The sequence below is a fragment of the Micromonospora sp. CPCC 206060 genome (assembly GCF_036906895.1).
GTDB lineage: Bacteria > Actinomycetota > Actinomycetes > Mycobacteriales > Micromonosporaceae > Micromonospora.
Genome location: NZ_JBAKHU010000063.1, coordinates 1 through 2208 on the forward strand (window position 1 = coordinate 1; position 2208 = coordinate 2208).

Consider the following 2208-nt stretch of genomic DNA (forward strand, 5'->3'; position numbering starts at 1 on the left):
CGGCGGCGGCGGCCAACGCGCAACGCTCCTTCCCTGCCCCCAATCAGGGGCACCCAGTGCGAATCAGTCAGCCGCGCTGACCGCCACCCCAGCCACCGACCATCTCGTTCCAGTGCGGATCAGCCGCGCTGACCGCCGCTCATGTCCGGGACCAACTCGTTGCCGATTTCCTCAGTGTTGACCCCGATACGGTGGTTGAGGCCCACCTTCTCGCCCTGGAATCCGGCCGCGTTAGCCAGATCATCGAAGATCCCGAGCACGATATTCCCGAGGAGGTTCTGCAGGATCGCGCGAATCTGCTGGCTCTGCTCGTCCTCCCCCGCCCACCGGCACTCGACGATGCCGTTCAGCGGCTTTACCGTCCTAACCAACTCATCCCTGAAGTCCTCCAGCAACTCCACCCGCTGGGCCAGGGCATCCCCGTTGAAGGTGATCTCTTTTTCACTCATGACGCCGCCCGTCCCCGCTGCCGGTCATCCTTGCCGGAAGCCAGGCCGATGACGCCCTCGAAAAGTTCCTCCATGCTCGTAGCCGACCGCGCGGTGTCGCCGAGCCCGGCATGGTCAGCCAGCAACTTGGCGGTACCGGCCATCGTCTTCCGCTCGGCGCCCTCGCGAGCGGTACGCACCGTCGTCACGATCAGGTCGGCCAGCTCGGCCGGCGCGAGTCGCCGGTAGGCGTCCCCGTTGAAGTTGATCCGGGTCAGCTCGCCGTGCCCACCCACGGTCACCGACAGCTGCTTCTTCTTGTCCTCCACAGTGGTCTCCGACCGGGCCACGCGCCGGCGTACCCGGTCGGCTGCGGCCTCAACCTCATCCAGGGCCGCACGCATCTCGGCCAACAGTTCCTCGTCGCCCAACATGCTCATCCCGTTACCTCCTCTGCTATCTCACGGCTGGGCCGTGGCGGCGGGTTCACACCGGCGAAACACTCTTTACCGCCCCCGGTACCGGCGGCGTTCGTCAGGGGTGCCAAGGCGCTCGTCAGGCGTGTCGAACTCGTCGTCCTCGACCCGGGTGTCACGACCGCGCCGGCCGATTACCGCAGGCGCACAGTCGGGGTCGGTACCCCAGACCTTCTCGTCCTCCTTGAGCCAGGTGCTGCGCTGGCGATCACGGTCCTGCCCGGGCTGCCCGCCACCGCCCATGCCCATGCCCGGCATCATGGGGGGCATGAACGGCATCCCACCGGACGGCATGCCGCCCGAGCCAGGCTGCGGGACAGTAGCGCCGGTACCCGTGCCCGTGGCCAGGCCGGCACCCGGTGTCCCACCCGGGCCCCCGATGGACAGCCCCAACCTGTCCTGACTCAGTGCCCCGGGCGAGCCGGATATGCCGGGTACCGACGACAGGCCCCCGGTACCGACCTGCACCCCGGGAATTTTCGGGAAGTCGGCCGAACCGGGTTTCGTGACGTCGCCGAGCGACGGGGGGGTGATGGTCCCGCTCATGCCCGGCTTGGGCGACACGTTCTTACCGTCGACCGTTGTCGGGAACGGATTCTTGTCCACCGGCGCCGTCGGCCCGGTGTCAGGCCACGGCAGCCTGCCCAGGTCCAGGTCCGGTATGGATCCAATCCCGCTGGACCTCCCCGACGGGTCGGGCAGGCCGAGGTGCGCCCGCGCCGCCGGGGGGAGCGGGGTATCGTCCAGCAGCCCGGCGCGATCCAGCGCGGCAAGCTGATCCGGATTGAGCTGACCGAGCGATTTCGTACCGTTCGGCGCCGCCAGACCGTTCTTTCGCAGGTAGTCGGCCTGCTCAGCAGTAAGCGGCACGTCGTCCAGCAGCCCGGCCGAGTCCAGTTGCTGCAACTGGGCCGGCGTCAGATCACCCAACGCCTGCGGCCCGGTCAGCCCGAGGTTCGCCCGCTGGTCCGGGGTGAGCGGGATATCGTCCAGCAGCCCGGCGCGATCCAGCGCGGCAAGCTGATCCGGATTGAGCTGACCGAGCGATTTCGTACCGTTCGGCGCCGCCAGACCGTTCTTTCGCAGGTAGTCGGCCTGCTCAGCAGTAAGCGGCACGTCGTCCAGCAGCCCGGCCGAGTCCAGTTGCTGCAACTGGGCCGGCGTCAGATCACCCAACGCCTGCGGCCCGGCCGGCCTGCGGTTCAGCTGCAGGCCGCTGCTCGGGAAGAGGCTGCCCGCGCCACCATTGGCGAACGGATTGTCCCCACCCCCACCAACAGCAAAGGAACCACCCATATCACCAT

The 2208-nt window shown here is 68.1% G+C and carries 2 protein-coding genes and 1 pseudogene; all 3 read right to left on the reverse strand.

Annotation, left to right across the window (positions count from 1 at the left end):
• Window positions 1–119: 119 nt before the first annotated feature.
• On the reverse strand, window positions 120–449 hold the full coding sequence (locus V6U90_RS26905) for a hypothetical protein (RefSeq protein ID WP_334442329.1): 330 nt from the start codon (window positions 447–449) through the stop codon (window positions 120–122).
• Window positions 446–868, reverse strand: a complete 423-nt coding sequence (locus V6U90_RS26910) for a YbaB/EbfC family nucleoid-associated protein (protein ID WP_334442331.1) — start codon at window positions 866–868, stop codon at window positions 446–448. Before V6U90_RS26910 ends, V6U90_RS26905 begins: the two co-directional genes overlap by 4 nt.
• A gap of 66 nt (window positions 869–934) precedes the next feature.
• Window positions 935–2208 (reverse strand): annotated as a pseudogene (locus V6U90_RS26915) (hypothetical protein); the annotation flags it as partial.

Excerpts from the sequence above, each read along its gene's own strand:
- V6U90_RS26910 (WP_334442331.1), bottom strand. The coding sequence starts at position 868 with ATGAGCATGTTGGGCGACGAGGAACTGTTGGCCGAGATGCGTGCGGCC.
- V6U90_RS26905 (WP_334442329.1), bottom strand. The coding sequence starts at position 449 with ATGAGTGAAAAAGAGATCACCTTCAACGGGGATGCCCTGGCCCAGCGG.